This window comes from Thioalkalicoccus limnaeus, from assembly GCF_041197575.1.
Taxonomy (GTDB): Bacteria; Pseudomonadota; Gammaproteobacteria; order Chromatiales; family Chromatiaceae; genus Thioalkalicoccus; species Thioalkalicoccus limnaeus.
In genome coordinates this window covers 58,832-85,273 of the sequence record NZ_JBDKXB010000015.1, presented here as the reverse complement: position 1 = coordinate 85,273, position 26,442 = coordinate 58,832, and the positions used below count along the sequence as shown (strand labels likewise).

Below are 26,442 nucleotides of genomic sequence, written 5' to 3'. Positions count from 1 at the left end.
GCGATCGCGAATTGACATTTATTGCCTCGCATGACGGTGGATGTCGTGCGGGGCATCGTGCATAGCGGGGCAGGGGAACAGTCAATAGGGGAACAATGTTCCCTGTTCCTCCTGTTCCCCCTATTCGAGCTTAGCGACGGTCTGCTTTTTCCAGAAGTGTTCCTTGAAGTGGGATAGTGTGATTGGCTCGCCGTGCCCGTGCTGACTCTTAAACGCGGTATGGCTGGCTAGTGCCTGATGGATGCTTTTGTAGGAATACCCGTGCCGCGTTTTTAGGCAAGGCCAGTCTTCAGGGGGGATTCCTTTCTTGGTAAGGAATTCTTCGAGCGCTCGCAACCGCCCTCGAATGTCGGCCCTTTGGCGTCGTTCTTTGAATCTTCGGGTGGCTCTTCCTGCTCCTCCTTTGGCCACCATCGATTCAGCAACGCATCATGCGCCCACCTGCCGGGTGTCGGCTGTGATGCGACAACGAAGCCCGGCATAGACTCGATTCTGGTGCGCTCGGCAGCGTGAACAACCAGGTCGGTCCTCTTGATGGTGATCAGCCTATTGGGACTGACTACGAACATCGCGATTTTGTCGTGGTCGGTCTCGGGGTTGTCGTGATTCCTGCCCGCAGCCCAAGGCCATGGCGCGGGGAATTCGGATTCATCCATGTAGCACGCGGCGTGAATGTCTGGCGGGTATTCCGTGTGTGGCGCAAAACCGCCGGCTTCCGTTGGGGTATCGTCGCCAAGTTCCCAGGTTTCAGCAATGCAGCGCGGTGGACTCAGCACGCCTGACACGCTGTAGATTCCAACGGTTTCAAATTCGTTATTCAGGCCGTGAAGTGTCTCTTGGTGAAACACGACGCCGAGATTTATTCGGCCATGCAGGAAGTGATGCAGGATGTCATCGACGGTGCAGCGCCATGCATCCGCCACGTCGCCCAAGCGGTAATAGTCCTTGTGCAGCATGTGACGCTCCTTCAAATGCGTCGTTCCTTCAATGGAAGGTGCCAAGCCAGGGCGGTGAAGGAATCCGCCTTTTCGGGAGCTACCCTAGGCTTGGCAGAACACGGTTATTCGCCCGCGGCTCGCGCGAACGCCAGAACGTTGTCCTCGGGCGGATGGACGATCGCCAGCAGGCGTCGGTCCCAGGCGTCCAGGGCGGCGCGGATCTCGTGGTGGTAGCGGTGCTGGTTGTAGGTGGCGACGAGTCCCGGTTGCTTGTGTCCGATGACGCGCTCGGCAACCTCCTGGGCGATGCCGATCTCAGACAGGCGGGTCCGGCAGGTGCGGCGCAGGTCGTGTGGATGCCAGCGCCCCCAGTCGGGGTGGTCCTTGGCGCCCAGTCGCTCGGCGTACCGATCCAGCGCGCGCGAAAGGCCGGCGGTGGTGGCGGGCTTGCCCTCGCGTTGCTCGAACACATACCCGCCCGGCTCCCATCGGCGCCGCTCTGACAGCCGTTGAACCTCGGCCTTGGCCTGGCGTAGCAGGTCGAGCGCCGTGCCTGTCAGGTGGACGGTGTGGCCTTCCTCGGTCTTGCGTCGCGCGGCCGGGATGGTCCAGGTGGCGGACTGCTCGTCGATCTCATCCCAGCGCATCCCGACAACCTCGCCGGGCCGTTGTCCGGTGACGAGGATCAACTTCAAGGCGATGGCCGTTAGGCGGTGAATCCCGCAGGTGTCGGCGTTGGTCCAGAACGCGCGGATCTCGGCATCGTCCAGGGTCCGGGTGCGCCTCACGGGTTTCAGTGCCTTGCCGATCCTCGCGGGCTTGATGCCGGTCGCGGGCGACAGCTCGATCAGCTCGCGGTCCTCGGCGTAGGAGAACAGCAGCTTCGTGTAGGTCAGCAGCAGGGCGGCGGCGCGCGGTGCGGTGCGGGCCTTTGCCTCGATCAGGCCGATGATGTCGCGGCGCTTGATGGTCGTGATCTTGCGCTTGCCGAGCTGGGGCAGCAGGTCGCGCTCGAAGTACCGGGCGATTTCGGCGCCGCTGTCCAGCTCCTCGAGGCGCGCCTTGGCGAAGCGATCCACCAGGTCGGCGACGGTCAGTTCGGCGCGCTCGTCTCGGCGTTCCTGAATCGGGTCGGCGCCGGTATCGACGGATGCGCGGACCTTCGCTGCCTCCAGGCGGGCGGCAGTCAGGCTCCAGGTCGGATATTCGCCGATGCTCTGGATTCGCTCTTGCCCGGCCTTCGCTCGGTAGCGCAGTACGAAGGTCTTGGTCCCGCTGGCCATGACCCGGATGCCGAATCCGCGCGGCGCGTCCCGGTGGTCATCGAAGTGCAGCCGCTTGCCCTTGGCGGGTGGTTCGATGGCCTTGATGAATCGATCCGTCAGGGTGGTCGGCATGGTCCCGTCTCCGTCTCCGTGTCAGTTGGTCGGTGGCCCGGAATCCGTGCCACAGTTTTGCCACAGTTCAAAACCGATCTTAATGGGTATCGGGTGTCTCTGCGTGTCAGTTTACTTCACGGATTGGCTTAGTCAAGTCAGCGGCTTAGCAGGTGTGGCACAGACGGGGTGCGGGTTGGCGAAACGCCGTAGAAACTGCCTAAGAACCAGGTGCTCGGGAGTTCGAATCTCTCCGGGCGCGCCAAATAAAACAACGGCTTAGGCGATTCGTCCCTAAGCCGTTTTTCGTTGAGTCACCGCTGAGTCACCACGCGGAAATGCTATAGTGGCCTACCTACCACTGGGTTTCCTCGGGTTGCCGACGTCGTCAAATGGACAGAACGCGGAGGGTGTCCACTCCGTCAACCAATCGAGGCGGGATAGCTGTTTCGGTGATGTCCAATGGACTGTTCTCTGTCGCGACGGGAAATGTTGTCGCGGATCCTTGATCACCTTGGCAAAAGCCGACGGTTACCCGAGTCTCGTCTAGACAGTCTTCTGATCGCCCTGCTTTGGGTACGCCGCGGCACCTCACGGGGTGCTTCCAGGTCAGGAGGCAGTACCGAAGGGCTGCCAAAGTTGCAATGGGTCTCCTTCCAGGATCTGGGAACAGTGGGAACGGCCCATTAGGTGATTGAAAAAACTGGGAATGTCTCGGGTTGGATCACGTTTTCTCCCTCCCCTTGATGGGAACATCGGTGGGAACAGGCCAGGCGCCGGCAATGGTCGCATCGGCTTGACGGCCATTGGGCGAGGGCGGTCCGGATGGCCGGCTGGTGGGGCGATGCTGCTGTCGACCCGTGTCGAAGAGACCGCTTACGCGTCCCTACCCGGGGCGACACGGGCGACAAATCCATCTTTTCAGTCGAGACCCGCTCGATGAGCGGGGAGAAGGCCCCCAGCACAGCCATGACCTGCCGGGAGACCTCCGCGTAGCGCGCCATCCGCGGGCGCACATAGAGGGTCTCGGGCGGCAGCCGGCGCACCGCCTGCGCGATCGGCATCGCCAAGTGCACGCCGAAGCGGCGCGCCTCGTAGGAGCAGGTCGCGACGACACCGCGCTGGCCCGGTGCTGCCCCGACCACCAGCGGACGACCGCGCCACGCGGGATGATCGCGTTGCTCGATGGCCGCGTAGAAGGCATCGAGATCGACATGCATGATCAGGCGGGACACGGTTCGATCGACCTCGTGGTGTTGTCGGTCATGCGGCGAGACACCATACCCTCCCGGATGCCGAGAACACCGGCGTCACCGAAGGACACGCAAACAGGGCAAGACCCGCTCGGGCCGATCGATCCGCCTTGCCACCGGCTTATCCGCATCCTATGCCAGACATCCGAACCTGGCTGTCGACTTTCCCACGCGCCGGACGTGTCGACTGGATCGGCATCCGCCCGCAGCGCCGTGCACCCGTGCAGGCGCTAAGGACCGTCATCGCCCTCGCCGGCCAAGGGCTGGAGGGTGATCACTACCACACGCGCCGCCACGGCGCGCGCCAAGTCACCCTGATTCAGGCCGAGCACCTGGCGGTGATCGGCGCCCTGCTGGGCCGTGCCGCGCCCGCGCCCGAGGAACTGCGCCGCAACCTGGTGGTGTCCGGGATCAACCTGCTGGCGCTTAAGGGTCGGCGCTTCCAGATCGGCGAGGCGGTGCTCGAGGGCTCCGGCCTGTGTTATCCCTGCTCGCGGATGGAGGAGGTCTTGGGCGCTGGAGGCTACAACGCGATGCGAGGCCATGGTGGCGTGACGGCGCGCTGGGAGTGAACGCCGACCGCGGGCGCTGACGCCGGTGGAGATCGACTTCGGGTCGTCAAAGAGGCCGGTTCTACTGCCGATACGCCAAGTGTCGAATTTCCCGATTCCCGTTCGTCTACATTTAAAAGGGACAGCTCAACCGGTCCCGCCCGCCCCCATCCAGCCACAGGAGATATCACCATGGCCTCCAACCCCGTCGTCTGGTTCGAGATTCCCACGCAGGACATCGCCCGCGCCCGCGCGTTCTACGAGGCGGTGCTGGGCGTGGCGCTCACGCGCGCCGATACCAGCGCGTTCGCGCCGACCACCGAGGTGTGGATGTTTCCAATGGATGAGAATCTGCCCGGATGCGGCGGCGCGCTGGTGCAGGGGCCGGAGAACCCGGTCGGCCCCGGCGGCAGCCTGGTCTACTTCGCCTGTGACGACTGTGGCGTCGAGGCCGAACGCGTCGCTCGCGCCGGCGGCGCGATCGAGAGCCCCAAGGAGGCCATCGGCGAATACGGCTTTTGCGTCATCGCGCGCGACCCGGACGGCAACCGCTTCGGCTTGCATTCGATGCGCTGAGGGCACCCGCGATGAATTTCCTGCTGCTGATCCTCGAAGAACACGGCGACCGCGATGCCCGCAGCGACGCCGAGGGCCAGGCGCTGTACGCCGAAATGCTCGCCTTCGGCGCCGAGCTCGACGCCCGTGGTCAGTTGCTCGCCAGCGAATCGCTGCGCCCCGACCGCCACGGTGTGCGCGTACTGAGGCGCGAGCACAAGACCCGTTTCATCGACGGCCCGTTCGTCGAATCACGCGAGATGATCGGTGGATTTTTCCTGATCGACTGCGCCAATCGCGACGAAGCGGTCGAATGGGCCGCCCGCTGCCCAGCCGCACGTTTCGCGACGGTCGAGGTGCGCGAATGCGCGCCCTGCCACCAGCGCTGAAGGCTCCGCCCATGATCCTGACCGCCACCCGAACCCGGAGGGACTCAGCCATGTCCACCGACCGCAGTGTCCGCCTGCATCGCATCCTGCGCGCGCCACCCGAGCGCGTATATCGCGCGTTTCTCGAACCCGATGCCATTGCCAAGTGGAATGCACCGCATGGCTTTACCGCGGTTGTGCACGAGATGGACGCCCGCGTGGGCGGTGGCTACCGGATCAGCTTCATCAACTTCGCGACCGGTACCCGCCACGACTTCGGCGGGGCGTACCGCGAACTCGTCCCTGGCCAGCGCATCGTCGTCAGCGACCGCTTCGACGATCCCGCGCTGGACGATGACATGACGCTCACGATCACCCTTGAGCCGGTCCCGTGCGGCACCGCGCTGCACATCCTTCAGGACGGGCTGCCGCCAGCGATTCCCCTGGAGCTCTGCACGCTCGGTTGGCAGGAGTCGCTGCCCCTGCTTGCCTACCTGGTCGAGCCCGAGGTCCCTGATGGCGGCTGATCCGGCAGCCCCGCAGCAGGTGGCCTCGTCATTCGAGATCCGTCGTCTCGGGCCGGCGGATCTAACGTCCATGCATGCGCTGCTCGACCTGTTTGCCGACGTGTTCGGGGAACCTGAAACCTACTCCAACGCGCGACCGCCGCCCGATTACCTCGTGCATCTGCTGGCGCGCCGGGAGTTCATCGCCCTGATCGCGGACATCGAAGGCAAGGTGGTCGGCGGCTTGGCCGCCTACGTGCTGGACAAGTTCGAACGGCCACGCAGCGAGGTCTACATCTACGATCTCGCGGTGGCCGCGGCTTGCCGGCGGCGCGGCATTGCCACGGCGCTGATTCGGCGTACGCAGGCGATTGCCGCCGAACTCGGGGCCTGGGTCGTGTTCGTCCAGGCCGATCGCACCGACGACGCGGCCATCGCGCTCTACAGCGGGCTTGGCCAGCGCGAAGACGTGCTGCACTTTGACCTGCCCGTCGCGGATTCCTCCGGCGCACCTCGGGGCTTGCCCCTCACCCCTCCCGAGTGAACAGACCGCCCGCGCGGCGCACTGCGCCGGCAACCCGTGATCGACAAGAGGAGAAATACAATGGCCGAGAGCCAGCAAAAGATCGTTCCACACCTCTGGTTCGACAAGGAAGCCAGGGAAGCCGCCCGTTTCCATTGCGCGGTCTTCCCCGACTCCAGCATCACGAACGTCAGCACACTGCATGATGCGCCGTCGGGCGACTGCGATCTGGTGTCGTTCAATCTGCTCTTAAGATGAAGAAGCTCGATCTCGCTGCGCTGCAAGCGGTGTACGATGGCCGATAGGCAAGACCGCAACGCCGTGCTGCGGCGCCACGGTGTCCGGGGTCCTTCGCGATGAAGACGATCTACTACACCGCCGGCAGCCTCGACGGCTTTCTCGCCACCGAGGAGGACTCCCTTGCCTGGCTCTTTGCACTCGGGACTTCGCTCGAAGGAGAAAAAGGCAGCGATTCGGGTTACGCCACGTTCATCGCCGGCGTCGGCGCGCTGGCCATGGGCTCCGCTACCTACGAATGGCTGTTGCACAATCCCGAGCAGGTGGCCGCGGAGACCGGATCACCGTGGCCCTACACGCAGCCGACCTGGGTGTTCACGACGCGCGGCCTGCCACGGATCGACGGCGCCGACCTGCGCTTCGTGCGCGGCGACGTAAGCCCCGTGCATCGGGAGATGCGCCGCGCCGCCGGGGCCGGCAACGTCTGGATCGTCGGAGGCGGCGAGCTGGCAGGGCAGTTCCACGATGCCGGTCTGCTCGATGAGATGGTCGTCCAGATCGGATCGGCCACGCTCGGGCGCGGCAAGCCGCTGTTCCCGCGTCGCCTGTTCGGCCCCTCGCTGCGACTGCTTGGTCTGCGCCGCCTAGGCGCCGAGCTGGTCGAGCTGCGTTACGCGCTCAAGCCCGACCCATCCGACCCACCCCACCCGCGAGGAGACGCCCCATGAGCTACGTCGATGGTGATGTGATTCCAGGTCCGCAGGACCGACTGGAGGAGTACCGCAAGCAAGCCGACCTGGCCGCGCAGATCTGGCGCGAGTGCGGCGCGCTGGAGGTCGTCGAATGCGTCGCCGACGAGGTGGCGCCCGGCGAGGTCAGCTCGTTTCCGCGTAGCGTGCACGCGCGCGACGGGGAAACGGTCGTGTTCTCGTGGATCCGCTATGCATCGCGCGAGCAGCGCGACCGTGTCAACGCCGCCGTCATGGCCGACCCGCGCCTGCCTTGTCCGCAGAAGATGCCGGAAAGCGAAACACCGGTCGACAGCCGGCGTATGTTCTGGGGCGGCTTCGGAGTATGGGTGGAACGGTGACCGACGGCAACCGCATCGATCCCCTCGGGGACGACTCCGGCGATCCGGCTGGCGGGTCGCAGGTTCTGCGCCGGATCGAGGCGATCTGGCGTCTCGATGCGGGACGCATCGTTGCGGCACTGGCCCGCTGGACCGGCGATTTCCAACGCGCCGAGGACGCCGCACAGGACGCACTGATCGCCGCGCTGGAGCACTGGCCGACGCGGGGCGTGCCCGAGCATCCGACGGCGTGGCTGCTGCGCACCGCGCGCAACCGTGCGATCGATCACCTGCGGCGTGAACAGCGGGGCGATGCGCTGCTCGGCGACTACGGTCGCGAAATCGCGCGCAGCCATTTCGCGGGTTCAACGCCGGAATGCCGCGACGACGCCCGCCACGACGCGCTGGCCCTGCTGTTCATCGCCTGCCACCCGACCCTCTCCCCCGACACCCGCTGCGCGCTCGCGCTGCGCATCATCGGCGGGCTGGACAACGCTGCGCTGGCGCGCGCCTTTCTGGTTCCCGAGGCGACCATCGCGCAGCGCATCGTGCGCGGCAAGCGCACGCTCGCGGAGGCGAGGATCCGCTTCGAAATGCCATCCGCGGCCGACTGCCGCGAACGCCTCGGTTCGGTGCGCGAAGTGATCTACCTGATCTTCACCGAGGGCCACGTCCCGAGCCAGGGCGCCGAATGGGCGCAGCCCGACCTCTGCCACATGGCCCTGCGAATGGCGCGCATACTGGCCCAGGCCGCCGCCGATGACGCCGAGACACAGGCTCTGCTCGCATTGATCGAGCTGCACGGCGCAAGGCTGGCCGCGCGCATGGATGAACAGGGTCACCCGGTGTTGCTCGAGGATCAGGATCGCCGAAAATGGGATCGCGGCGGCATCCGCCGTGGCCTCGCCGCACTGGCGCGCGCCAACAGGCTCGCCCGAACCCGGGATCCGGACCCCAATCGGGAATCCGATGCCGGACCGGATATCGCACCGGGGCCGTTTCGCCTTCAGGCCGCGATCGCCGCCTGCCATGCGACCGCACCAACCTTCGCCGCCACCGACTGGCGGCAGATTGCGGCGCATTACGCGACCTTGTTCGCGAGCACCGGATCGCCGGCCGCCCGCATCCACGAAGCCCGGGCGGCCGCCCAGCTCGACGATCCGGCGCGGGTGCTGGCCCGACTCGACGCCGAACTCGATGTTCGGGCACTTGCCCGCTACGTCCCGTTACACGCGGTGCGCGGCGACCTGCTGGAACGCTGCGGCGAGCGGGCGGCGGCTGCGGTTGCGTTCCGGCTGGCCGCCGAACACTCGGGCAACGCGGCCGAACAGCGCCTGCTCCTCGCCCGCGCGCAGCGGGCGGGGACGGGACCGGATTCACACAAGGGGCATCCGCCGCAGTGACGGCTGGCGACCCGATCCCGACACTGTCGGTGCCGTCGCCAGCGTCCGAAGTGCCCCATCAGCGGTCACTGGGGGCAAGTATCGCGATGGCCCAGAGTCGACCAGGCACGGCTACCCACTTCTGATCCCCAAGGGGTCGCCGTCGTGCCCAAAGCGGCCGCTCGCAGACCACAACGTAAAGAGCACTTGCGGGACAGGCATCTCGGGGCTAGAGTCTAGTCAGCCTGACCGCCTTGGAGTCGAACTCATGAGCTCTCGCCGAGTACAGCAAGCATCTCGCCCTGATGAGACAGGCTTCTGGCAGATTCAGGAAGCCAAGGCTCGGTTTAGTGAAGTCGTTCGCCGGGCAGTCGAATGTGGACCCCAGCATGTGACCGTCAATGGGGAAGAACGGGCCGTCGTCCTCTCGGCGGAGGATTACGTTCGTCTGCGGGGACAACCCACTGGCCGCGCCCTGGTGGATCTCATGGCGGACTCGCCACTCGGAGATGTCGTCTTCGAGCACCCGAAGGTCAAGGGGCCAGTTCGGGCCGTGACGCTGTGAGTGGTTGGCTGCTGGATACCAATGTGCTCTCGGAGCTACGGCGAAAGCAGCCGTCACCCGCCGTCGTTGACTTCGTCAGCGCGCAACCCCTGGATCGTCTCTTTGTCAGCGAGGTGACCTTTGCGGAGATCCGGTTCGGAATCGAATTGGTATCCGAACCAGCCCGTCGCGCCGAGCTCAGACAATGGCTGGACCATCGCCTCAGGCCCATGTTCACGCACCGGGTGTTGGCCATCACCGAAGACATCCTGCTGGATTGGCGTCTCATCATCGAGGCCGGTCCAAAGGCTGGGCATACGTTCAGCCACCCGGACGTCCTGATCGCAGCCACGGCGTCCCGACATGGCCTGGCGGTGGTGACGCGAGATCCCAGCGACTTCGTTGCTGCGGGCGTGACCGCCATCGATCCCTGGATTGCCAAGGTGCCGTAGCAGTCATCCACACCCAACTTACGGCCCCCACGCCAACACAAGCCGCCAGTCCCGAGAGCGTGGTCAGCGACTGCAAAGGCTCGTGACCGGTCCGTCGTTCGCCGGACGGCGGGTGACGGGTAGCAGGATGCAGCAGACGCAGGGTGCGGTGTGGCCAGTGACCGGAAGTGGCCGATACCAGACCACCCACCAGCCGCACCGCAATCATGCCCGGCAGTATAGGCTGTTAATACATGCGCGCCATGGTATCCGTCGCGTAGGAGGTAGCGCCTATCAGCCGGCCGGTTCCCATACCCTTTCCACCAACCCCCGATCATCGTTCTTCGGGTCGAGCCAGGTCGCGAAGGCATCCGGGCCGAGCAGAATCGGCATGCGGTCGTGGATCGGCTCCAGGCGCTTGCTGGCGAAGGTCACGAGGATGGTGCAAGACTCGATGACCTGCACGCCATGCGGATCCTTCCAGCGTTCCCAGAGGCCCGCCATGGCCATCGCCGCGCTCGTAGCCTGCTGGTGTCACGCGGAACGTCTATACTTTGGAGCATCGGCCGCACAGACGACTGTGGTGTGCCGAAGGCGCGCAAATGGTTGATCGATCCCAGGGGTGGCCGGGGTGAGCGCGGACAAGGTGCTGATCTCAATCGCTGTGGCTGAGGCCCGTGGAGCCGCACGGCTGCCTGGAACGTTGACGGTCGCACGGGCGCTGGCCGACTGGGGCAATGCCGCCGGGTTCGAGACCCATCTCGTGAGCGACGAGGATGAGCCTCTTACAGTGGCGCGGCTGGGAGCAGCGATCAACCCGGTGTTGTCCGATCAGACCCGCATCATCGACCACCTGCTGGTTCACTTCGCCGGGCATGGTTTCATTCGTGGCTTCGAGCGCCTGTTGCTGCTGAGCAACTGGGCGGTTAATGGGGATGAGGCCATCGCGCTGTCCGAATTCAGAGAGCGCCTGTGCGATTACCCGCTGGCGCGACTCACGTTGGTCATTGATGCCTGCAGCGAGTTCGATTCGGCGCGGACGGCCCGGGTCAAGGGGAGCGGGGTGATCAACCAATGCGCTTTCGCGCGGCGGCGCCCCGTCGACGTCGATGTTTACGATGCCTCAAGCGAAGGGCTGCCGGCCTTCATGCTGCGCGGCGATACCTCCCAAGCACCGATCTGCCTGTTCTCCGGGGCCTTGCTGAGGGCGCTTTCCGGTGCGGAGGACACGACAGCCGATGCAGTACGTACGCACGATCTGGTGTCCTTTGTCCGTCAACAGGTCCCAAGCATCGCAGCGCGTTATCAGCTACGCGTCGAACCGGGTGCGCAAGGTGCTTTTCAGGCACCGAACGACCTGTATGCCACCCTGCCGCTCGCTGGCTTTACACCGCCCAGTTTGCCAGATCCGACGGCTGCGATTCGCCAAGCGGTCGCCGATCTTGACACCGAGGCGCAAGTCGCTTCATCCGCGAGCGGAGACTGGGCGCAGCGCGCGTCCTCGCTTTCGAAGGCCATCAGCAGGGGCGGGATTGCCATCGAAACTTCGACGGCGGAGGGCGGCGCCGGGCGACTCGCGACCCGTGCTATGGATGAGCTCCGCGCTGCCGCCGGCCGGTTTGGCGACCGGCGTGCTGCCAGCAAGCGCCGGCGCCAGATCGCCGAGCAGCTTCGTCGGCCGCCGATGCGTCAGGCGACACCGGTGGCCGCCGCGCTCGCGGGCCTCGCTCACGACGCCGAGCCTCGGCTGATCGCCGCCGACCTGGCGATCGTCGGCGGGCTTGGACAAGACGATGCGATGGTGCTCCGCCACGGGCCGGACCTGGTCGGGGCGAGGCTCGCTACCGGCCTGGTCGTCCCCCTGTACACACTGCCTGGCTGCACGACCATGCTGTATCTGAACCCGACCGAGTCCGTGCAGGGCCCGCTCGCGATCGCGTGGCGAACGCCCGACGCGAACGCCGACGATGCCGCGGCCACACTCGATCTGCTGATTCGTCTCGCCGACGACCGGCTCGTGGCCGCCGCCGAGGCGGGTTCGGCACTGGTCGGGCGCGAGATCGTCGCTACGGTCGCCCGCCAACCGATCGCCGCGGTCGTGCGGGGCTATCTGGCCGATGCGGTTGGCGATTGGCGGCAGGTCGCGGCACTGGCCGACGGATTCGAGCAGGTCTATGGCGGGCTGCCGTTCGATCTCATGCTGCTGAGCAGGCGTATCCACGCCGGACGGGGCTTCGGCATAGCCCCGGTGCTGGCTGCCGGTTGGCGGCTGCTCGGCGAGGCCCAGGTCCAGGCGTTGCCAGGTCTCGTCGGACTCGGCCAGCAATGCGTGCCATCGTTGCCTTTCGTCGGCTTAGCGGGGGCAGCAGCGGAACAGTTTATTGTCGCAACCGAAGCGGAGGTTCGCGTCGATGAGGATCGTCTTCGTCCACGGCATCAACAACCAGTCCAACAGTAGCGAATGGATCGCCCGCGACTGGGCCAATTTCATCGAGCGCGCGATCAACAAGCCGGGTCTACTGGCCGGCTGCGATGTCGTCGCGCCCTTTTACGGCAAGCGTCTCGCTGAGTTGACCCGCGACCGCGATATGACGGTGCGAGACGCCGTCGCACAAAGCGCTACCGGCGTCCCGGATGCCGATGTCGAGTTCGCCGAGTCGTTGGTTGGCGAGATCGCGGCCGGTTTGGGCGTCGACACCGCTGACGTCGAAGCGGCCGCGGATCTGGACGTCACCACCATGACGCCCGGCGTCCGGGCACTGCTGCCGACACTCGCACTGATCGAACGCTGGTCACCTGGCACCGGTGACTTCGTCATGCGCTTCGTCAAGGAGGCGAACACCTATTTCCGCGGGATAGGCGCAAAAGACGAGATCGACGCCCTGGTCAAGCCGGCGCTGACCGGTCATGGGTCGCAGATCGTGATCGGCCACTCGCTCGGCAGCGTCGTCACATTCGATCTGTTACGCAATAACGCGACCGATACCCGCCTCTACGTCACGCTTGGTTCGCCGCTGCCGCTCGCCTCGGTCCAGCGCCAGCTCGGGCCACCCCTGCGGCAACCCAGCGCCGTTCGGCGGTGGCTCAATGCCATCGATCCCGACGATGTGGTCGGTCTCGGGCGGGGACTTGTGCCGCCCTTCGCGATCGGCATCGAGAACCTGACCGACCTGCGCAATGGTTGGGACTCCCATAGCATCCGCGGCTATCTGTCCGACGCGCGCGTCGCGAACGCTATCGCCACAGCTCTGAGCTGTTGATTTGAGCGTAGGGCCGGAGGACTGGCGCAGCCCTGGCCGGCCAGTTCGGCCGGCCAAGTAACTTGCGCCGCCTGGCGACCAAGGGCAGCGGAGATGTGGGTAATGATACGACCGCAGCGTGGCACAAGCGGCACTTCAATGAGTCACGGCACTTTTGGGGACCTTGAAAAACTGCTATCCGGGCAACCTTTCAAGACGCGAGGCGAAAATGCGATTTCCGCTTCGCTTCATTTTCAGTCGCTTAGGCGACTGAAAATGGCGGCGCATCCTTGCCCCGCGCGGGCACCTTGAATTTCTCAAGGTGCCCTTTTGTGGCACTACATCGCGTACAGCGAACGCAACCGCCGAAAAAGACGCGAGAAGATTTCTAGCAAAAAATACAAGTCGGTGACTTAGCCCTGTCTGGGGCGGAAGAATGTCAAATCTAGGAAAGGATATGTTCCAGCAATCCAGGTCGCGGACCGAGCGCATGCTCGGAGCTGCGTTGGATTCCACCCTCCACAAGCGCTACCGGGTCCCGCCGACAGGTCGGCGCCTCTCGAGCGGTCTCGGGTTGCGATTGGGACCGTGGGCGATCCGGAGTGGGCGGGTGGAAGGGGCTGTGTCCGGCTGACCTCGCCTCGGCCGGGTTGCGCGATGGCCGGATTCTGTGCCGATGAACCAGGCGACGGGAGCGTTGCGGCTATCGATTCATGGCGAGCACGGCTTGGACCAGCGACTTCAGCTTTCGGCCACCCAAGTAGACAGGCGGAACGCGCTTCCCCGTGTGGAACAGCGTGTAAACGGCGGTTTGTGCTGATCGCACCGAATACTCGACGGTGAAGACACAGTCGTCGGGGATTTCGGTGAACTGGCCGAGGAACGCGAAGTTGGTCGCACCCTCTGGGACTACCCGCGGACGATCTCCCGGCGATCGTGGCATGAAGACGCTATCGATAAACGGCATCATGACCGGCAGACAGTTGATTCTCTGTGCCTCCATCACGGGACGCATCTGTTCGGAGATGCGCAGATGCCCGAAGAGTTCGGTCAGAATCTCGGCGCCCGTGCAATCCTGCATGGTCTTTTTGACGAAGGTGCCGAGCCTGTCCTGATACAGGCCGTATCCCCAGAAGATCTCGACACCCGGGGGCTGATTGGCGAAGTGCGGTTGCGCGGCGATCACCAGCGACAGGAGCCACGGCGAATCGATGATCGTCATCAGTCCGCTGATGCCTGGAATGTAACCATAGGCGGTCGAGAGGTGGCGCAGAAAGGTGGGATCCCGGAGCGTCACGGTGAAGGACTCCCACTTCTGGAGGTCGATGCGATCCGAGAAGACACCCGGTCGGCCGAATGCGCGGTCCTTCGCGGCGATCCGCTCCCACAATGTCCAGGTGCCGGCGGTTTCCTTGCCCTTCAACTCGGCCGGCCGGGTCATCGAGCCGACCGCGGAGCTCTCGACGATCGAACCGTTGGTGACGAAGACATAGTCTTGCTCGCCCAATGAGATCGTGCGGGGGACGCCGTCCTCGATGCAGTGGATGGCCGTCGCCGTCTTCCGTGTGCCTTCGAGGCGGAAGTCGATATCCACGACCTGTGTCTCCAGCGAAAAGGCTACACCCTGCGTTTGGAGCCAGGCTTGCAGTGGAAGGATGACGGAGTCGTACTGGTTATACACGGTTCGAAGGATGTCGCGCAGTTCGTGGAGGCCGGGGAAGAGGTGCATGAAGCGCAGGGAATAGCGCCGCATCTCCACGAGGCTGCTCCAGACCTGGAAGGCGAACATCGATTCCCATAGCCGCCAGAAGTTGGTATCGAAGAAGGCGGGCTGGAACCAGTCTTGGATGCGCCTGTTGCCGAGCGATTTCTCTGGGGCCACTGAGAGTCGCGCGAGATCCCATTTGTCGCGTGGGCCAAGTCCGAACGAGGACACATCGACGATCTCGGCACCCCGCAGCAGCCGGGAGTGGGCGCAGGAGACCAAGAGCTCATTGAATGCGAAGGTTTCCTCGGTCACGCTCTTGGCAGGATCGGTGGCCGAGGGGATGTGCGAGAGCAGATCCCAATAACAGACGAACCTCCGTTCGTGCATGCGGCCACCGCGAATGAGAAAGCCGGTGTCCACATCGCCATGCCCATCGAGGGCGCCGCCGATGACCTTGTCCTGTTCCAGGATCAGGATGTTCGGCCCGGGAATGCCAGCGTCCTTGACTAGGTAGACAGCGCTCGCAAGGGCGGCAATGCCGCCGCCCACCAGATAGACATGCGTGGTCGAGGGTGAATCGGAGGTCATGGGTCTATCTTTTCCCCTCGGCGGATCGCGGGTGGGGAATCGAATGACCTCAGTTCATGTAGGTCAGCACCTCTGTACCAGGATTGGGCAATCCCGCCACGCGCCAGGCTTCTCGGCATGAACCGAAAAGACGGCGCACGGCGTGCCGGTCGAGGCCCTGGCCTCGGCAGATGTGGGAAACGGGGGGGATGGAACCGGAGGCCAAGTGGTGTTCGCGCAAGGAATAGATGATCTGCCAGTGCTCCGGAGTAAGACGCAAGTTGTCCCGCCGCGCGATGGCTCGCGACATGCCGGGGCTCCACAGTTGCGGATCGACGACGAAACCGTCGGCATCGAGTGGTAACTGGCGGGGAGGGCTCTCAGTGCCAAGGCTTGGTGTGATCATCGTCCATTGCCTCCAGGTCGTCGTTTATCGCCTATTGATAAATTTCCTTTATGCGCGCATCAAGATTTTCTGCTGATAAGCAACTATAGCCGAGAAAGCCGCTTGGTCAAGAGCGTGTCCTCGGCTCGGGATTCGCTGTCGGCCGCAGTGGCGGTGAGGAATCGGTCGAAGAGTCGCGCCGAGCGGATGAATTTGGCCGCTCTGCCCGGTGGAGAGCTCGACCTGGAGCGCTGCCGAACCCGGTGATCCCGGAAATCGGAGGGATAGCCTGATCACCGATACGCGCGACGCCGGGGGGCGCATGCGTCAGGTCGGGATGCGACGACCTATGGCGATGACGGTTTGCGGTAAGATGGTGCGGAAAAGGCTGTCGCTGGCGGGGCAGGGCGGGTGCTCCTGCAGCTTGTGGGTCCGAGCCGGTCTGGGCGGGTCACAGGATAGCCGCCTGGCGACGGAGCGCTCCGTGCGCCCACACCTGTTCGATGCCGAAGCGAAGATGGCGTCCCCACGGGGATTCGAACCCCGGTTGCCGCCGTGAAAGGGCGGTGTCCTAGGCCTCTAGACGATGGGGACGGAGGCCGTCGAGCGACGTCAAAAAAAACCGGTCTAGGCGACCGGGTACTCGACCTTGGTGGAGCCAGGCGGGATCGAACCGCCGACCTCAACACTGCCAGTGTTGCGCTCTCCCAGCTGAGCTATGGCCCCGTCGAAATCAGACCCGGAAGAATATAGGGTCGAAAGACGCTTGTCCAGTCTTTTTTTTCGCTACAATGCCCACACTATCCTCGTCGATATTCACGCCGGGCCAAATCCCGTTCACGGCCACCGCGCGAGCTGGAACCGGCCTGATCTCTATACCCCGATTCTTCGGAGTTCACACCATGAAACGCATTTTGTTGTTCGTGGCGACCAACTTCGCCGTCTTGTTGGTCATTACCATTATCTTTCGGTTGTTCGGGTTCGAGGGCCTCCTGCAGGATAGCGGCGTCGATTTGAACCTGACCGCCGTGCTTATCTTCGCCGCGCTCGTGGGTTTTTCCGGGGCGCTGATCTCGCTGTTTCTGTCCAAGACGATGGCCAAGCGCTCGATGGGGGTGCAGATCATCAGCCAGCCGACGACCCAGTTCGAGCGCTGGATGATGGATACGGTCGCTCGCCAGGCGCGCGATGCCGGCATCCAGATGCCCGAGGTCGGGGTCTTCGATTCGCCCGACCCGAACGCCTTCGCCACCGGCTGGAACCGCAACGATGCGCTGGTCGCGGTCAGTACCGGACTGGTTCGTCAGATGTCGCAAGACGAGATCGAGGCGGTCCTCGGGCACGAGGTCAGTCATGTTGCGAACGGCGATATGGTCACCTTGACGCTGATTCAGGGTGTCGTCAACACCTTCGTCGTGTTCCTGGCGACCGTCATCGGCCACCTGGTCGATCGCATCGTGTTCAAGACGGAGCAGGGGCACGGGCCGGCCTATTTCATTGTGTCGATCGTCGCGCAGGTGTTGCTATCGATTCTCGCGACCATGATCGTGATGTGGTTCTCACGCTATCGCGAGTTCCGAGCCGATGCCGGTGGTGCCGAGCTGGCCTCGCGCCAGAAGATGATCGCCGCGCTGCGGGCCTTGCAGCGCCAGCATGAACCGCGTGATCTGCCAGCCGGCGAGTTCGCCGCGTTCGGGATCTCGGGTGGGATCGGCAATGGCCTGAAGGCCCTATTCATGAGTCACCCGCCGCTCGAGCAGCGGATTGCGGCGTTGGAGCAGGCCGGCCGCTGAGGCTGCGTTTGGCCCGGTCAGGCATCGCGCGTCGCGGTCCCTGAACCGCGCGCAGCGCGGTACAACAGCCAAGCCGCCAGCGCGAAGCCGGCCGTCCCCAAGGCGGTCAACGATTGTTCGAGCCAATGCACCGCGACCGTCTTGGGCTCCATCACTGCAATCGGTTGCAGCGCGAAGATCATCGCGACGTTCGCGATGAACAGCGTCGCGGCCAGCCATAGACGGCGCCGCAGCGTCGTCGCGATCAGCAATAGGCTGAGGCCCAGGTTGCCGAGGCTCGTCAGCATCATCAGCGGCAGGAACCAGCCCCGTGTGATCTCGAGCCCCCAGGTTCGCCAGGCGGCCGCGGCGAGGGCGGCGATGATCAAAACCGTCGGCGCCAACCACAGAGAGGGGCCAGGCATCCGCCCCGCGAGTCCTCGCAGGCCGCCCCAGACGCCGGCCGCGAGCAACACGAAGCCGGCTCCGAGCAGCGGGAAGAGCGCGTTCGACAGCCAGACGAGATCTGGCCCCGAGACTGCGACGATCAGCTTCCAGGTCGCCTTGGTGAGGCCGCCGAGCACGACCAGACCACCGCCGACCCAGACCAGCCAGATGTGACCGGGGGCACCCAGGCCGACCAGGTGGGCCAGTGCTACGAAGGCGGCCGCCCAGAACAGGATCGGCAGGAAATTGAACAGCGCCAAGCCAATCGAAAAGTCATCCATCCGGGTCGCCTCGCTCGATCTGGGTGTCCGATTCGCGCAACTTTACCGCATCCGGACCACGGCTCGGGCGGTCGATGATGGACGGACCGCGGCGGCGGGGCTATGCTCGTCATCAGATGCCCCGACCGCCGTGGTTCGGGTCTGATGAATTTCGGTAACCTGTGATGATCGATCGGCTGGTAGCCTGGTTTGGAATTGCTGCTAGGGGGCAGGGCGTGCCCGTGCTCGGCGCCCGGTCGCGGAGGGGGCGATGAAAGGGCGGCGTGTGCCACCCCCCAAACCGACGCCGCTGGCGGCGTCGGAGCCTGGAGTGCGTCTTCAGAAGGTTCTGGCCGATCTCGGGTTGGGCTCGCGCCGAACGATCGAAGGCTGGATCACGGCCGGCCGAGTGCGGGTGAACGGGCACCTGGCGAAGCTCGGCGATCGGGTGACCTCAGCCGACCGAATCCGTGTCGATGGCCGCGACCTGACCGCTGGGCACCGCCGTGATCCGGTCGCCCAACGACCGCAGGTGATCGCCTACAACAAGCCCGAGGGTGAGTTGGTCACGCGCTACGACCCGGAAGGGCGGCCGACCGTCTTTCGCCGGCTGCCGCGGCCCCATCAAGGGCGATGGATCGCGGTCGGCCGGCTCGATCTGAACACCTCGGGGCTGATCCTCTTCACGACCGACGGGGAACTGGCCAATCGGCTGATGCATCCGTCGCACCAGATCGAACGCGAGTACGCGGTGCGAATCCTCGGCGCGGTCCCGCCGGAGGCCCTGAGCCGCCTCATCGAAGGGGTCCAGCTCGACGATGGCCCAGCGCGGTTCGACGGGATCGCCGAGGCAGGCGGACGCGGTGCGAACCAATGGTTCCATGTGGTGCTGCGCGAGGGGCGTCATCGCGAGGTGCGGCGTCTGTGGGAAGCGGCAGGTTGCCAGGTTAGCCGACTGATCCGCGTGCGTTACGGTCCGATCGAGCTTGGCCCACGCCTGTTCACCGGCCATTGGCGCGAGCTCGACGGCGACGAGATCGCCGGGCTCATGACCTTGGCCGGATTGGAACCGATCGAACCGGTGCGCCAATCGCGTTCGGGACGGCCGCGGGTGTTCGATCGCGCCGCGGCCGCGCGACCCCGAACGCCCCCGACGCGAGCCGCGAGCGGACCAGCGCCGCTGCGAACTGGGCGCACCGCCCGGCGACGATCGGGGCCCGACTGATCCGCTTTGGCCCGGCGATGCACGACCGAGCCAGGGTTTGGCATTCGTTCCTCCGGGAAGCGACAATGGCCGCTTGGCCATCGACACACTGAGAGGTTGTGAATAGTCCCCGACCTACTTGCGGATGCCGTCAGACGTGCCTAGAGGTGTGGCGGCGGCGCCCGAATTCGGGTCACATGCCCCCTGTGTGTTCCCCGACTTCGTGCACCCCGCGCCTGGCTGGCCACGCCTGGGAGCGCCCTCGCGATGGCCGGGAATTTTTACAACCTCTGAGTTGATTCTTAAGGATCCCGCATGACCGTTCGCACCCGTTTCGCTCCGTCGCCGACCGGCTACCTGCACGTCGGTGGTGCCCGCACCGCCCTCTTCAACTATCTCTACGCGCGCAAGCACGGCGGACGCTTCGTGTTGCGTGTCGAGGACACGGATCTCGAGCGCTCGACGGCCGAGTCCGTTAACGCGATCCTCGAAGGCATGACGTGGCTCGGCCTGGATTACGACGAGGGCCCGTTATTCCAGACCGAGCGCTTCGAGCGCTACAACGCCGTCATCGACGAGCTGTTGGCCAAGGGACTGGCCTATCGCTGCGACTGCCCGAAGGAGCGGCTCGAGGATCTGCGCGAGCGCCAGATGGCGCAACGGCTGAAGCCGCGCTATGACGGGCATTGTCGTCCCAAGGAGGTCGGGCCGGATCAACCCCATGTCGTGCGCTTCCGCAACCCGACGGACGGTGTCGTCGTCGTCAACGACCTGATCCGCGGTCGCATCGCCTTCAGCAATGCCGAGCTCGATGACCTGATCATCCGCCGCTCGGATGGGGCGCCGACCTACAATCTGTCGGTTGTCGTCGACGATCTCGATATGGGGATCACCCATGTCATTCGCGGGGACGATCACCTGAACAACACGCCCCGCCAGATCAATATCCTGCGCGCCCTCGGCCACGAGCCGCCGAGCTACGCCCACGTTCCGATGATCCTCGGCGACGACGGCGCGCGTCTGTCCAAACGCCATGGGGCGGTCAGCGTCATCGCGTTCCGCGAGGCCGGTTTCCTGCCCGAGGCCCTGCTGAACTACCTGGTCAGGCTCGGCTGGTCTCATGGCGATCAGGAGATCTTCTCGATCCAAGAGATGATCGAGCTGTTCGACATCGGCGAGGTCAACAAGGCCGCATCGAGCTTCAATACCGAAAAGCTCGCCTGGCTCAACCAGCATTACATTCAGCACGGCGATCCCAAACGGATCGCGCAACTGCTGAGTCCTCAGATCGGTCGGCTCGGCATCGACCCGTCCACGGGACCAGATCTGGCCACCGTCGTCGAGGCGCAGGCGGCGCGGGCCAAGACCCTGGTCGAATTGGCCGAGATCAGTACCTTTTTCTATCGCGACTTCGACGTCTACGACGAAGGCGCGGCGAAGAAGCACCTGCGGCCGGTGGCCCGCGAGGGCCTCGCGCGCCTGCGCACCGCTTTCGAGCTGATGGCCTACGAGGATTGGACGCCCGAGGCGCTCGGGCGGGTCTGCGAAGGTGTCGCCAGCGAGCTCGGCGTCAACCTGGGCAAGGTCGCACAGCCGCTGCGAGTCGCCGTGGTCGGACGGGCCGCTTCGCCGGGCATCGACATCACCTTGCACTTGGTTGGCAAGGACGCGACACTGCGCCGCATCGACAAGGCCCTGGATTACATCGATCGGCGCACGGCGCAGGATTGACGCGCGCCGCACCCCGTTCGGCCACGAGCGGCGCGCCGGTTCCGCGATGTGTCCGATCGGGAGCGCACCGGCTTCGGCGCTATCGCGGCGACCGTCGCCGGACGCGCGACCATCCCGCTACAATTTACACATCCTGATTCCGTCACCGACGAGCCGCTTTCGCCATGTCCAAACAAGCCGTTCCCGCCAGGACCAACTTCATTCGCCAGATCATCGCCGAGGATCTCGCGACCGGCCGTCATGCGCGGATCGCGACCCGTTTTCCGCCCGAGCCGAATGGTTATCTGCATATCGGGCACGCTAAATCGATCGTGCTGAATTTCGGGCTCGCCGAAGACTTCCCGGGCACCTGCAACCTGCGCTTCGATGACACCAATCCGCACAAGGAGAACCGTGAGTTCGTCGACGCCATCCAGCAGGACGTCCGCTGGCTCGGCTACGATTGGGGCGACCGACTCTACTTCGCGTCGGACTATTTCGAGCAGCTCTATGGGTTCGCGGTCGAGCTGATCGAGAAGGGTCTGGCCTATGTCTGCGACCTGACCGCGGATCAGATCCGCGAGTACCGTGGCACCTTGACGGTTCCGGGCCGCGACAGCCCCTCCCGTGATCGGCCGGTTGCCGAAAACCTCGACCTGTTCCGGCGGATGCGCGCCGGCGAATTCCCGGACGGCACCCGGACCCTGCGCGCGCGCATCGATATGGCCTCGCCGAACATCAACCTGCGCGATCCGGTGCTGTACCGGATTCGCCACGGCGTCATCCACCACCAGACCGGGCGCGAGTGGTGCCTGTACCCGACCTACGACTACACGCACCCGCTCTCGGATGCGCTCGAGGGGATCACGCATTCGCTGTGCACGCTGGAATTCGAGGATCACCGCCCGCTCTACGACTGGTGTGTCGCGAACGTCTCGGTGCCCAGCCGGCCGCGTCAGATCGAATTCAGTCGTCTGAACCTCGAGTACACGGTTATGAGCAAGCGCCGCTTGACCCTGCTGGTCGACGAAGGGCATGTCGCCGGGTGGGACGATCCGCGGTTGCCGACGATCGCCGGGCTGCGGCGGCGTGGCTACACGCCGGCCGCGATCCGCACCTTCTGCGAACGCATCGGCGTGACCCGTGCCGACAATCTGGTCGAGATGGCGATGCTCGAGAGCGCGATCCGCGAGGACCTCGACGCCACCGCCCCGCGGCGCATGGCGGTCCTGCGGCCGGTGAAGGTCGTGATCGAGAATTACCCGGCGGATGGCAGTGAGATGCTCACGGCGCCCAATCACCCGAAGGAGGCGTCGATGGGGCAGCGGACGGTCCCCTTCGGCCGGGAACTCTACATCGACCGCGAGGACTTCGCCGAAGATCCGCCGAAGGGGTTCAAGCGTCTGGTACCCGGCGGCGAGGTGCGTCTGCGCCAGGCCTATGTGATCCGTTGCGACCAGGTCATCAAGGACGCCTCCGGTCAGGTGGTCGAGCTGCATGCGAGCTACGATCCGGCGACACTCGGGGCCAACCCGGCCGGGCGCAAGGTCAAGGGCGTGATTCAGTGGGTTCCGGCGGCCACGGCCGTGCCGGCCGAGGTGCGGTTGTACGATCGCCTATTCCGCGTGCCGGAGCCGGGCAGCGGCGAGACGGATTTTCGCGACGATCTCAACCCGGCGTCCCTGGTCCGGGTTCTTGATGCGCTAGTCGAACCGGCCCTGGCCGACGCGCAGCCTGGCCAAGGCTTTCAGTTCGAGCGCGAGGGTTACTTCGTCGTCGACCAGGATTCCCGCGCCGGACGGCTCTGTTTCAATCGGACCGTGGGCCTGCGCGATAGCTGGGGCAAGGCGCAGAGCGAGCCGCGCGGATAGCGGACAGCAAAGCTGGGGCCGGTCGCCGGCTCCGGCGGCGTTCCGTCGCGGCGTTGGCCGGTGCCCGCTGAATGGCTCGCGTGGCTCGCCTAGCCACGCATCGAGTCGAAGAACTCCCCGTTGGTCTTGGTCGCCTTGAGCTTGTCGTGGAGAAATTCCATCGCCGCCAGCTCGTCCATCGGGTGCAGGATCCGGCGCAGGATCCACATCTTCTGCAGCTCGTCGGGGTGCATCAGCAGTTCCTCGCGGCGCGTCCCCGAGCGGTTGATGTTGATCGCCGGGAAGATGCGTTTCTCGGCGATGCGCCGGTCGAGGTGCAGTTCCATGTTGCCGGTGCCCTTGAATTCCTCGTAGATCACGTCGTCCATCCGTGAGCCGGTGTCAACCAGGGCTGTTGCGAGGATCGTCAGGGACCCGCCTTCCTCGACGTTGCGCGCAGCGCCGAAGAAGCGTTTCGGCCGTTGCAGCGCGTTGGCGTCGACGCCGCCGGTCAGGACCTTGCCCGACGAGGGCACGACCGTGTTGTAGGCGCGGGCGAGCCGCGTGATCGAATCGAGCAGGATCACGACGTCGCGCTTGTGTTCGACGAGCCGCTTGGCCTTTTCGATGACCATCTCGGCGACCTGTACGTGGCGTGTCGCCGGTTCGTCGAAGGTCGACGAAATGACTTCGCCACGCACCGAGCGGGCCATCTCGGTGACCTCCTCGGGTCGCTCGTCGATCAGCAGCACGATCAGATAGCAGTCCGGGTAGTTGTGGCCGATCGATTGGGCGATGTTTTGCAGGATCATCGTCTTGCCGGCCTTCGGCGGGGACACGATCAGCCCGCGCTGGCCCATGCCGATCGGCGCGACCAGATCGATCGTGCGGGCCGTGATGTCCTCTGTGCTCCCGTTGCCGAGCTCGAGCTTGAGCCGCTTCTGTGGAAACAGCGGCGTGAAGTTCTCGAACAGGATCTTGGTCTTGGCATTCTCGGGCCGGTCGTAATTGATGTCGCCGACCTTCAGTAGCGCGAAGTAGCGCTCGCCGTCCTTCGGTGGCCGAATCTTGCCCGAGATGGTGTCTCCGGTGCGCAAGGCGAAGCGGCGGATCTGGCTCGGCGAGACGTAGATGTCGTCGGGTCCGGCTAGGTACGAGGCATCGGCCGAGCGCAGGAACCCGAAACCGTCCTGCAGGATCTCCAGCACGCCATCGCCGTAGATGTCCTCGCCCCGCTTGGCTTGCGCCTTGAGGATCGCGAAGATCAGATCCTGCTTGCGGGACCGGCCCACACCCTCGATCTCCATCGTCTGGGCCAATTCAACGAGGTCGGGAACAGGGGTTTTCTTCAGTTCGGTTAGGTTCATCTCAGCTAAACAGAGGATCGGGGTGAGGGTTGTCAGCGGCGCCGCGCGTTGCCGTGCGTAGGAAGGGGTTGAGCGGCGGGACCAGGGAACAGGCTTTCCGCCAGGTATGGGGTGCCGATGACACCCCGACAGACAGAGTCAGCGCGGGCTCTTCGAATCGGCCGGCTCGCGGCCGCCCGCTATCAGAGATTGCTATCGATGAAAGCGGTGAGCTGGGATTTCGAGACGGCCCCAACCTTGGTGGCCTCGACCTCCCCATCCTTGAACAGCATCAGTGTCGGAATCCCCCGGATGCCGTAACGCGGCGGGGTGTTCGGATTCTCATCGATATTGAGTTTGGCGACGCGGATTCGACCGGCGTACTCGTTGGCGATCTCGTCGAGGACCGGGGCGATCATCTTGCAGGGCCCGCACCAGTCTGCCCAGTAGTCGACGAGCACCGGCTCGGGCGATTGCAGGACGTCTCGTTCGAAAGAGTCATCCGTCACGTGGACGATGCTGTCACTCACTGCGTTGCTCTCCCATTGCTTGGAAATTTGCGTATCGGCGAGGATCCGATGACGAGGAAGGCCGCGGCGCTGGCCGCGGTGACCGATTCTCGGGTCGGGCTGGATTGGCGTTGGAGTAGGCCCTTAGGTAAGATGCTATTTGAGCTAAAGAGACGACAATTTGCAAGCCTGGCATCAGGCCGACGCTATCCTCAGCCCGCAGATCCCACTCGATGACGGAAACACACCTGACAGAAAGCCGCTTCGACCAGTTCGACCTCGACCCTCGTATCCTCAAGGCCCTAGATGAGGCCGGTTTTACCCATTGCACCCCGATTCAGGCCGAGACGCTGCCGCTGGCCCTGGCCGGTCGGGACGTCGCCGGCCAGGCCCAGACCGGGACTGGCAAGACCGCGGCCTTTCTGGTCGCGACGCTGCAGCGCCTGCTGACAACCAGCAACGAGCCCCCGGGCGAGGGTTGTTATCCGCGCGTGCTGATCCTCGCCCCGACGCGGGAACTCGCGGTCCAGATCCATCGCGATACCCAGATGTTAGCCAAGTACACCGGGTTTCGCGTCGGGCTGGTGTACGGCGGAACCGGTTACCAGCAGCAGCGCGAGGATCTGGCCCGTGGCCTCGATATCCTGATCGGGACCCCGGGACGCTTGATCGATTACCTGAAACAAAGGGTGTTCAGCCTCCGGCGGATCGAGGTCGTGATCCTCGACGAGGCCGATCGGATGTTCGATCTTGGCTTCATCAAGGACATCCGGTTCTTGCTGCGACGGATGCCGCCGCCGGAAGAGCGCCTCGGTCTGCTGTTCTCGGCAACGCTGTCGTATCGGGTCACGGAACTGGCCTACGAGCACATGAACAACCCGATGCCGGTCCAGATCGAACCGGATCAGGTGACTGCCGAGCGGGTTACGCAGAGCTGTTTCATGGTCGCCAACGATGAAAAGATCCCACTGCTGATCGGGCTCCTGCGGCGGCTCGAGAACGCCCGAGTCATCGTCTTCGCCAACACCAAACGCGAGACCGAGCGGATCTGGGGCTATCTCGAAGGCAACGGCCTGCGCGCAGCGATCCTGTCCGGCGATGTGCCGCAGAAGAAGCGGTTGCGGTTGTTGCGCCACTTCACCGAGGGCGAGTTGCCGATCCTGGTGGCGACCGATGTCGCGGCCCGCGGATTGCACATCCCGGACGTGACGCACGTCATCAATTACGATCTGCCCGAGGATGCCGAGGACTATGTCCACCGCATCGGACGCACGGCCCGGGCCGGCGCCGCAGGCGAGGCGATCAGCTTCGTCTGTGAGACCTATGCCTTCTGCCTGCCGGATATCGAGGCCTTCATCGGTGCCAAGGTCCCGATGATCCATCTGGATGCGGGGTCGCTGGCCGAGGTGGCACCCAACAGTCGCGTGCGCGTTCCGCGCCATGACCGCTTGGAACGCCAGGAGCGTCCCGCTGGGCGGCGCGCCGGGGCCAAGCACGGGCGTGCGCGCCGCGGCGAGCCGGGGCGGCCGGAGGTGCAACGGGACACGCCGCCCCCCGAGCAACAGGTCGCGACCAGCGAACCCGAGGTGGGGGTCGAGGTGGCCACGGCTGCGAAAAAACGGCGCCGGAGGCGACGCAAGCCGACGTCGTCGGCCGGTGGGGCGGCGCAGGCCGCACCGGCGACCGAATCCCCATGACCGTCGGGTAACCGG

At 64.9% G+C, this 26,442-nt stretch carries 25 protein-coding genes, 2 tRNA genes and 2 pseudogenes; 18 read left to right on the top strand and 11 right to left on the bottom strand.

The genetic code is table 11. From position 1 onward, the window contains the following. Positions 1-272: 272 nt before the first annotated feature. The 3 genes from ABC977_RS12035 to ABC977_RS12025 all read right to left on the bottom strand — a co-directional run bounded on the left by ABC977_RS12035 (position 273) and on the right by ABC977_RS12025 (position 3,549). Positions 273-956, bottom strand: coding sequence for a hypothetical protein (locus ABC977_RS12035; protein WP_369667503.1), 684 nt, complete (start codon positions 954-956; stop codon positions 273-275). Positions 957-1,060: 104 nt separating this feature from the next. Further along, on the bottom strand, positions 1,061-2,335 hold the full coding sequence (locus ABC977_RS12030; protein WP_369667502.1) for a tyrosine-type recombinase/integrase: 1,275 nt from the start codon (positions 2,333-2,335) through the stop codon (positions 1,061-1,063). Between the two features lie 665 nt (positions 2,336-3,000). Next, a complete protein-coding gene (locus ABC977_RS12025; protein WP_369667501.1) occupies positions 3,001-3,549 on the bottom strand; it encodes a Y-family DNA polymerase in 549 nt (182 codons plus the stop codon). 152 nt (positions 3,550-3,701) lie between these two features. Between ABC977_RS12025 and ABC977_RS12020 the strand changes: the two genes are divergently transcribed. The 11 genes and pseudogenes from ABC977_RS12020 (at position 3,702) to ABC977_RS11970 (ending at position 9,754) form a co-directional block, all read left to right on the top strand. Beyond that, a complete protein-coding gene (locus tag ABC977_RS12020) occupies positions 3,702-4,139 on the top strand; it encodes an MOSC domain-containing protein (RefSeq protein ID WP_369667500.1) in 438 nt (145 codons plus the stop codon). A 171-nt stretch (positions 4,140-4,310) separates the two neighbouring features. Continuing rightward, on the top strand, positions 4,311-4,694 hold the full coding sequence (locus ABC977_RS12015; RefSeq protein WP_369667499.1) for a VOC family protein: 384 nt from the start codon (positions 4,311-4,313) through the stop codon (positions 4,692-4,694). An 11-nt stretch (positions 4,695-4,705) separates the two neighbouring features. Further along, on the top strand, positions 4,706-5,062 hold the full coding sequence (locus ABC977_RS12010) for a YciI family protein (RefSeq protein WP_369667498.1): 357 nt from the start codon (positions 4,706-4,708) through the stop codon (positions 5,060-5,062). A 50-nt stretch (positions 5,063-5,112) separates the two neighbouring features. Then, complete coding sequence (locus ABC977_RS12005; protein ID WP_369667497.1) at positions 5,113-5,568, top strand: SRPBCC family protein; 456 nt, start codon at positions 5,113-5,115, stop codon at positions 5,566-5,568. Beyond that, the gene (locus tag ABC977_RS12000) at positions 5,558-6,091 is read left to right on the top strand and encodes an AAC(3)-I family aminoglycoside N-acetyltransferase (protein WP_369667496.1); all 534 of its coding nucleotides are present in this window, start codon (positions 5,558-5,560) and stop codon (positions 6,089-6,091) included. The genes ABC977_RS12005 and ABC977_RS12000 overlap by 11 nt, the downstream gene beginning before the upstream one ends. A 60-nt stretch (positions 6,092-6,151) precedes the next feature. After that, positions 6,152-6,316, top strand: a pseudogene (locus ABC977_RS11995) (VOC family protein); the annotation flags it as partial. Positions 6,317-6,426: 110 nt separating this feature from the next. Next, positions 6,427-7,035 carry a dihydrofolate reductase family protein gene (locus ABC977_RS11990; protein WP_369667495.1) on the top strand — a complete coding sequence of 203 codons (609 nt, stop codon included), beginning with the start codon at positions 6,427-6,429 and terminating at the stop codon, positions 7,033-7,035. Next, on the top strand, positions 7,032-7,397 hold the full coding sequence (locus ABC977_RS11985) for a DUF1428 domain-containing protein (protein WP_369667494.1): 366 nt from the start codon (positions 7,032-7,034) through the stop codon (positions 7,395-7,397). Before ABC977_RS11990 ends, ABC977_RS11985 begins: the two co-directional genes overlap by 4 nt. Positions 7,398-7,411: 14 nt before the next feature. Next, complete coding sequence (locus ABC977_RS11980) at positions 7,412-8,779, top strand: RNA polymerase sigma factor (RefSeq protein WP_439849187.1); 1,368 nt, start codon at positions 7,412-7,414, stop codon at positions 8,777-8,779. A 247-nt stretch (positions 8,780-9,026) separates the two neighbouring features. Next, entirely contained in the window at positions 9,027-9,323 is a 297-nt protein-coding gene (locus ABC977_RS11975) for a type II toxin-antitoxin system Phd/YefM family antitoxin (protein ID WP_369667492.1), read from the top strand. Beyond that, positions 9,320-9,754, top strand: coding sequence for a type II toxin-antitoxin system VapC family toxin (locus ABC977_RS11970; protein WP_369667491.1), 435 nt, complete (start codon positions 9,320-9,322; stop codon positions 9,752-9,754). Before ABC977_RS11975 ends, ABC977_RS11970 begins: the two co-directional genes overlap by 4 nt. Positions 9,755-10,027: 273 nt before the next feature. Here the strand turns inward: ABC977_RS11970 and ABC977_RS11965 are convergent. After that, positions 10,028-10,246 (bottom strand): annotated as a pseudogene (locus tag ABC977_RS11965) (SOS response-associated peptidase family protein); the annotation flags it as partial. A gap of 190 nt (positions 10,247-10,436) precedes the next feature. Here ABC977_RS11965 and ABC977_RS11960 point away from each other — a divergent pair. Both ABC977_RS11960 and ABC977_RS11955 read left to right on the top strand, forming a co-directional pair. After that, complete coding sequence (locus ABC977_RS11960) at positions 10,437-12,191, top strand: hypothetical protein (protein ID WP_369667490.1); 1,755 nt, start codon at positions 10,437-10,439, stop codon at positions 12,189-12,191. Beyond that, on the top strand, positions 12,145-12,993 hold the full coding sequence (locus ABC977_RS11955) for a hypothetical protein (protein ID WP_369667489.1): 849 nt from the start codon (positions 12,145-12,147) through the stop codon (positions 12,991-12,993). Before ABC977_RS11960 ends, ABC977_RS11955 begins: the two co-directional genes overlap by 47 nt. 682 nt (positions 12,994-13,675) lie before the next feature. On the opposite strand, the gene ABC977_RS11950 is transcribed toward ABC977_RS11955, so the two are convergent. The 4 genes from ABC977_RS11950 to ABC977_RS11935 all read right to left on the bottom strand — a co-directional run bounded on the left by ABC977_RS11950 (position 13,676) and on the right by ABC977_RS11935 (position 16,358). Then, positions 13,676-15,268: an oleate hydratase gene (locus tag ABC977_RS11950; RefSeq protein ID WP_369667488.1), complete on the bottom strand. Its 1,593-nt coding sequence runs from the start codon at positions 15,266-15,268 to the stop codon at positions 13,676-13,678. A 49-nt stretch (positions 15,269-15,317) separates the two neighbouring features. Next, positions 15,318-15,653, bottom strand: a complete 336-nt coding sequence (locus ABC977_RS11945) for a TusE/DsrC/DsvC family sulfur relay protein (RefSeq protein ID WP_369667487.1) — start codon at positions 15,651-15,653, stop codon at positions 15,318-15,320. Between the two features lie 497 nt (positions 15,654-16,150). Further along, positions 16,151-16,226: transfer RNA gene (locus tag ABC977_RS11940), tRNA-Glu, on the bottom strand. Positions 16,227-16,282: 56 nt separating this feature from the next. After that, positions 16,283-16,358, bottom strand: a tRNA-Ala gene (locus ABC977_RS11935). A 176-nt stretch (positions 16,359-16,534) separates the two neighbouring features. On the opposite strand from ABC977_RS11935, the gene htpX reads away from it, so the two are divergent. After that, positions 16,535-17,425, top strand: coding sequence for a protease HtpX (gene htpX, locus ABC977_RS11930; protein WP_369667486.1), 891 nt, complete (start codon positions 16,535-16,537; stop codon positions 17,423-17,425). A gap of 17 nt (positions 17,426-17,442) precedes the next feature. Here htpX and ABC977_RS11925 read toward each other — a convergent pair whose 3' ends face one another. Further along, positions 17,443-18,132 carry a hypothetical protein gene (locus ABC977_RS11925; RefSeq protein WP_369667485.1) on the bottom strand — a complete coding sequence of 230 codons (690 nt, stop codon included), beginning with the start codon at positions 18,130-18,132 and terminating at the stop codon, positions 17,443-17,445. Positions 18,133-18,382: 250 nt separating this feature from the next. Here ABC977_RS11925 and rluB point away from each other — a divergent pair, with 250 nt between their 5' ends. The 3 genes from rluB to ABC977_RS11910 all read left to right on the top strand — a co-directional run bounded on the left by rluB (position 18,383) and on the right by ABC977_RS11910 (position 22,896). Next, the gene (rluB, locus tag ABC977_RS11920) at positions 18,383-19,336 is read left to right on the top strand and encodes a 23S rRNA pseudouridine(2605) synthase RluB (protein WP_369667484.1); all 954 of its coding nucleotides are present in this window, start codon (positions 18,383-18,385) and stop codon (positions 19,334-19,336) included. 294 nt (positions 19,337-19,630) lie between these two features. After that, positions 19,631-21,046, top strand: a complete 1,416-nt coding sequence (gene gltX / locus ABC977_RS11915) for a glutamate--tRNA ligase (RefSeq protein WP_369667483.1) — start codon at positions 19,631-19,633, stop codon at positions 21,044-21,046. Between the two features lie 164 nt (positions 21,047-21,210). Next, a complete protein-coding gene (locus ABC977_RS11910; protein WP_369667482.1) occupies positions 21,211-22,896 on the top strand; it encodes a glutamine--tRNA ligase/YqeY domain fusion protein in 1,686 nt (561 codons plus the stop codon). Positions 22,897-22,985: 89 nt separating this feature from the next. Here the strand turns inward: ABC977_RS11910 and rho are convergent, their stop codons facing one another. Together rho and trxA are read right to left on the bottom strand one after the other, a co-directional pair. Next, positions 22,986-24,242, bottom strand: coding sequence for a transcription termination factor Rho (gene rho / locus ABC977_RS11905; protein WP_369667481.1), 1,257 nt, complete (start codon positions 24,240-24,242; stop codon positions 22,986-22,988). Between the two features lie 182 nt (positions 24,243-24,424). Beyond that, a complete protein-coding gene (gene trxA / locus ABC977_RS11900) occupies positions 24,425-24,751 on the bottom strand; it encodes a thioredoxin TrxA (protein ID WP_369667480.1) in 327 nt (108 codons plus the stop codon). A 212-nt stretch (positions 24,752-24,963) separates the two neighbouring features. Between trxA and rhlB the strand changes: the two genes are divergently transcribed. After that, positions 24,964-26,427 (top strand): ATP-dependent RNA helicase RhlB, encoded by a 1,464-nt coding sequence (rhlB, locus tag ABC977_RS11895; RefSeq protein WP_369667479.1) that lies wholly within the window; start codon positions 24,964-24,966, stop codon positions 26,425-26,427. Positions 26,428-26,442: the final 15 nt, after the last annotated feature.